The 6,000-nt window shown below is 36.9% G+C and carries 3 protein-coding genes; all 3 read right to left on the bottom strand.

The genetic code is table 11. The features are described 5' to 3' along the window. Positions 1-27: 27 nt before the first annotated feature. The 3 genes from GG9_RS02195 to GG9_RS02205 all read right to left on the bottom strand — a co-directional run bounded on the left by GG9_RS02195 (position 28) and on the right by GG9_RS02205 (position 5,906). Positions 28-1,686 (bottom strand): amino acid ABC transporter ATP-binding/permease protein, encoded by a 1,659-nt coding sequence (locus tag GG9_RS02195; RefSeq protein ID WP_005632262.1) that lies wholly within the window; start codon positions 1,684-1,686, stop codon positions 28-30. Further along, positions 1,679-3,424, bottom strand: a complete 1,746-nt coding sequence (locus GG9_RS02200; RefSeq protein ID WP_005632259.1) for an ABC transporter ATP-binding protein/permease — start codon at positions 3,422-3,424, stop codon at positions 1,679-1,681. The genes GG9_RS02195 and GG9_RS02200 overlap by 8 nt, the downstream gene beginning before the upstream one ends. A 127-nt stretch (positions 3,425-3,551) precedes the next feature. Beyond that, the gene (locus GG9_RS02205) at positions 3,552-5,906 is read right to left on the bottom strand and encodes a TonB-dependent hemoglobin/transferrin/lactoferrin family receptor (RefSeq protein ID WP_005632257.1); all 2,355 of its coding nucleotides are present in this window, start codon (positions 5,904-5,906) and stop codon (positions 3,552-3,554) included. Positions 5,907-6,000 lie beyond the last annotated feature (94 nt).

Genomic DNA, 6,000 nt, shown 5'->3' with positions numbered 1-6,000 from the left:
AACAGTGCGATTTTTTGTTGTCTTAGTTTAGGACATTCTGCCGTTTTCTATTCCAATCACCTGATCACAAATTGCCATTGTGGATTGGCGATGGCTGACGAGAATAATCAATTTTTCAGCTTTAACATCGAGTAATGATTTCAAAATCATTGCTTCGTTTAAACTATCTAAATTGCTAGTCGGTTCATCAAGTAAGATAATCGAGGCATTATGCAAGAATGCTCGGGCAATACCGATACGTTGTTTTTCACCGTCAGAGAGATTGCCGCCCAATTCGGTCATTTTTGTTTGATAACCTTGTGGCAAGCTTAAAATGAAATCATGAATTGAGGCTTTCTTCGCGGCTTCCATAATTTCTTCTAATGTTGCATCACGGCGCGCAAGGCGAATATTTTCCTCAATAGTTTCGTTGAAAATATAGGTTTGCTGAGTAATGTACGCCATACTGTCACGCAAACTATGGGTGTTGATGTTAGGTAAAGTTTCGCCGTTAATTTTGATGCTACCTGATTTAGGATCGTAAAAACGCATCAGCAATTTCAATAAGGTACTTTTACCGCTACCGCTTCTGCCGTGAATCCCTAAGATTTCACCTTTTTTCACAGACAAGCTGACATCCGATAAAATTTGTTCTTCGCCGTAAGCGAAGTTTACATTCTCAACATCAATGAGAGAAACCTCTTTCAAATCGACCGCACTTTCTACATCTTTTAACTCTGGTTCTTCTGCTAGCAAGCTTAATACTCGCTCACCTGAAGCCAAGGTTTGTAATAAGTTGCTTGAAAGGTTACTTAAGGCGATAACTGGCCCGTAACTCGACATCAATAAAATTACGCCGATTAAAAAGGCTGAAAAATCAATTTTATCTAGGCTAAACAAAATTAAGCCTGTGAATAACATAATGATGTTAAACGCCGATACTGCCACTTCAGTATAAACACGAACTTTTGCTTCTTGGTCTTTAATGCGTTCAAAAGCCGTATCAATTTTTTGGCTGCGTTGTTGGATTTCTGCTAAACGTTGTTGTGCATAGCCAAAAAGTTGAATTTCTTTCATACCACGCACGCTGTCGAGGAAAAAGTCATTCATTTCGCCCACTAATTCTCGATAACGTCTGCCATCTTCACGTGCCAATTTGGTGGTGATAATCGGTAAAATTACACCCACTGTTAAATACGCCGCCAATGCCACAAGCACAAACCAGCCTGAAAGATGCGTAAAAACCAACAATAAAATCGCAGAGGTAAAAAACGCAATCATAATTGGTGCAATGGTGTGTGCATAGAACACTTCGAGTAATTCGATATCGTTGGTCACCAATGACACTAATTGCCCCGCTTGTTTATCTTGCAACTTCACAAAAGCCAAACGGCGCAAGGAAGAAAACACTTTATCACGCAATAAAGCCAATAATTTAAAAGCAATATAGTGCCCAGACATTTGCTCTAAATAACGCAATGCGCCACGAGCCACCGCTAACACGATAAGTGCGGTCAAAATTCCAGAAAAACTTAAATGGGTGTCAAAGTTTAAGATATTCACTAACCCCATCGCACCCAGTACCATAATAAAGATGGCAGCCAGGAAACCGAGCGTACCCATAGTAATGGTAAACGCCATAATGTGTGCAAGTGGAGTCACTAATTTCAACAAATGCCCCATCACAACAAAACCATTTTTACGCATTTGCCACCTCTCTAATTTGTTCTAAATCTTTTTGTTGTTGGAACATTTCAGCATACGCACCTTGTTTTGCCATTAAGCTTTCGTGTGTGCCTTGCTCAATCAATTTACCTTGGTCAAGTACGTTAATACAGTCGGCATTTACCGCATTTGCCAAGCGGTGAGAAATCATCACAATGGTTTTTTGTTGTTTAAATTGTTGAATGAACTGCAAAATAATTTCTTCGCTTTCCACATCAATGTTACTGGTCGCTTCATCAAAAATATAAAGCTCGGCATTGTGTAATAAAGCACGCGCTAAGGCTAAACGTTGAATTTGACCGCCCGATAAATTTGCGCCACGGCTTAATAATTGCATATCTAAGCCGCCATTTTCGCGTACAAATTGGGCAAGATTCACTTGTTCTAAACACGCATAAATTTGCTCGTCTGTGGCATCAATTTTCGCCATTGTCATATTTTCACGCAGCGAGCCTTTAAACACGTAGCTACTATGGCTCACCAAGGATACTTTTTGATAGAAAGAAGTGCGGTCTATTTCAGAGGCGTTTTGTCCATTAAACAAAATCTCACCTTGTTGCGCTTTATTAAAGCCCATCAACAACGAAACTAAGGTTGATTTACCGCAACCACTTTTACCCACAAACACCGAAAGTTGGTTTGGTTGAATCGTTAAAGTTAAACCTTGAATTGCCGGTTTTTCTGCAGAATACGCAAAATGTAGATCTTTAATTTCCACTTGAACGTTATTTTTGGCTTCAAAATTTACCGCACTTTGTTGGGTTTCCACAGGTGTATCAAGTAATGTGAAGATCTTATCTGAAGCCGCTTTACCATTCATCGCCACATGGAAGAATGAACCAAGCAAACGAAGCGGAATAAAAAACTCGGAGGAAAGGAGAATAAATAAAATCACGCCTAACACGCTGAGTTGTGCATCTTGGAATTGCAATAATGCGGTTAAAATCCCGATTGCCGCGCCGCCGTAAGCAAGTAAATCCATCAGTGATACCGAGTTAAGCTGCATGGTAAGCACTTTCATGGTAATTTTGCGGAAATGCTCTGCTTCTTCATCCATTGCTTTCGCTTTGTAAGCATCATCTTGATAGATTTTTAGCGTAATTAAACCTTGTAAGTTATCTAAAAAGCTGCTGCCTAATCCCACATAAATCGACCAATATTTTGCCAAAAGTTTTTTAGCGATTTTATTTACCGCAATAATCGACATTGGAATAAGTGGCACGCAAATTAATAAAATAATGGCTGTTTTAAAGCTGAAAAAGATCAGGAAAGCAAAGAGTGTAAGTGGAGCAAGCAAGCTATAAAAAAGCTGCGGCAAATAACGCCCAAAGTAGATTTCAAGCTGTTCCACACCTTCTGATGCCACTTGGATAATGCTTGAGGTGGATTGTTGATTCACTTGGTTAAGCGGCATAGAAGCCAATTTACGATAAATAAGGCTACGCAATTCATGCTTCACTTTTGTGCTGGCAAAATAAGACGCCTGCACCGATTTTTTACCCGCAAAAGCACGTAATGCCAATGCCGCAATTAAAATCACACCTAAACCCACCGCACTTGACATCGTCAACTCTTTAAAATAAGCGGCTTGTAAAATATAAGAAAACACGACGGCACTAATAATCCCGCCAACTAGCGCCACCCAATTCCACAACACCGTGACGCCAATCCATTTTTTGCTGTCAGCCACAGTGTTAATTAGGCGTTTATCTATCATCATAATGATTGCTCCTAAAATAAAAAGAAGTACGCATAGAATTATGCGTACTTAGTGTAGGGTGGGCTTCAGCCCACCAACAAATAATCGTGAGATATTTTGGTGGGCTAAAGCCCACCCTACAAATTAATTAGAATCTAATTTCTACAGAGGCTGCGAAGTTACGGCCTGGAGCATAGAAACGTTGAAGACCTTTTCCTTGTGAATCAACTGTGTTAGTTGTAGCTCCAACTAATGGGATACCTCTTAATGAATCCCAAGTATGATAACGACGGTTAAACACATTATATACGCCAGCTCTTAATGTTATATCTTTTGTTACATTTAGATAGCCGTATAAATCAAAAATCATTGCTCGTTTATTTAAATAAGGAAATTCAATACTATCTAAATAAGTTTTTCTGTAAGTTGGACATATTGTTTCGGGTTCATACCAACTACTATCTTCGTTGTAATTTGGATTAGGAACAACTGGAACAGTACAACGAAAATCATCTTTTAAAACCTTTGCATCCTTCCCTTTTTTACCACTTAAATAAGTTAAACGACTGAATATTCCCCATTTTCCATTAGGATCTTCATAATCTAGCCCCAAAATTGCTTTTAATGGTTGAATAGATAATAAACTAGTTTCTCCCGATACTTTACCTTTTGAATATCCTAATCCCCCCATAAACTTGAATCCATTTGGAATAGATGAGGCTAATTGATGCAAATTGAGGTGTCCATTAATTTCAATTCCAGAAATATGAGCGTTATCTTTATTTACTTGTTGAGTAAACAAGGTATGATTATCAGTACCAACCGTTGTTTCATCAAACAAGAAATTTCTATATTTGGTGTAATATAAATTAACACTCAGTTTGCCTAACTCCCCTTTTCCTTCTAATAAAATATTATGCGTTAAGCTTTTTTCCGATTTTAAATTTGGATTAGCCAGCCAGTTTCCCGCTGGATGTTCGTAAGTGAAATAAATTTCTGAAGCATTCGGAACTCTAAAACCACTCGATAATGTATATCCTAATTTCCATATTTCAGTTAAATTCGTACTTAATCCCACAAACCCACTTAAACCATTAAAACTTGCCTCATCAATATCACTAGTGCATGAAATACATCTTGCATTTAAAGCTTGAGGTTTGAGTTTGTAGCGATCATAACGTATTCCTACATCAGAGCTAAAAGTATTATTCCAAGTTATTGAATCAAGCAAAGAAATATAAGTATGATTAGTTCTTATTGGTCTTTGTATTGTATTACGATCAATTTGGGAAGTAGTAACATCGTGTCTATCTATATTTATATTTCTAAAATTATGGCGAGATGTTCCTACCTTTAATGAAAATTTATGAATACCAATATCACTATCAAATTCCTTACTATCCAATCTAAAAGAAATTCGATTGAAGTCAGTTTGCATAAGACGATCATAAATGTTGTCTAATACTTTTTTATTAAAATCAGGTAGAAATGTAGTATTGTTACGTTCGTATGAACCTTTGTAATTTATAGCCCCAACATCTGTTTTTTGCCAATCATAATCTGTACGAAAATAGCTAATTCCCCCTCCTTGAGGAAAATATTCATAGGCTAAATTAACCATTTGACGTTTTCCCAAATCACTAGTTTCACGCCAATTGCTCTCTAGTAAATTATAAGATTTCTCATCTGTATTATTTTTATTTATTTGTCCATTTAATGATGCACTAAATTTATGAGTATCATTTAGTAAATAGGATATTTTAGCTAAATAACTATGATTAGTATGTTGAGATGGGTCTGGAATACCACGTGAATTACCATAAGTATCTAGTCCGCCCTTACCATTACTTTTCATTTCATGACCACGACGTTGAGAATAAAGTAATGCAGCTTCCCATTTTCCATCTTTATAACCTAGACCTGATGTATAAATCCATTCTCGGTTTTTACTGGAATAACCGCTTTTTAATAACCCACCAAACTTATTTTCAGGTTTTACTAAATCAATAGCTTCTAAAGTATGATAATTTACTCCACCACCTAAATACCCACTACCAGAGTTAAAAGAACTAGAACCACGAACAACATCAATTCCACGTACTAACTCAGGATCAATAGTCAAACGAGAGCTATTAAAGTTACCATAACGAGCATAAAGAGAGTTTTCTTCAAAATCAGGAATAGAAACACCATCAATACTAGTACCAACGCGATTACCTTCTACACCACGCATAGCAAAGCCTTTTAAATGGCGACCATTATCACTTATACCAACATCTGTTGTATAACGTACAAGATCTCGTGTATCACGAATCATTTCTTCACGAATAGCTCTTACATTTTTATGAATCACAGCCGGTTGAGCTTGTGTATGAGTTGTACTACTCATTTCATCCGTAACCTTAATTTCAGACAATTGCTCCTCAGCCAAAGCATAACTCGTAACAGACATGCCTGCAGTAATCAGCAACAGAGCATAAGGGGTTAATTTATGTTGTTTCATTTATGATTTCCTCAAGTTAATAAACAGGTGGATTATAAAAAATAAATTTATTTTTGAATAGTATTTTTGAGAATTATTTTTATTTTGATCTAGA

The sequence above is a fragment of the Haemophilus haemolyticus M19501 genome, assembly GCF_000222025.1.
Classification (GTDB): Bacteria; Pseudomonadota; Gammaproteobacteria; order Enterobacterales; family Pasteurellaceae; genus Haemophilus; species Haemophilus haemolyticus_G.
Note: the sequence above shows the minus strand (reverse complement) of the source record. Positions and strands in the feature narration are given on the sequence as shown.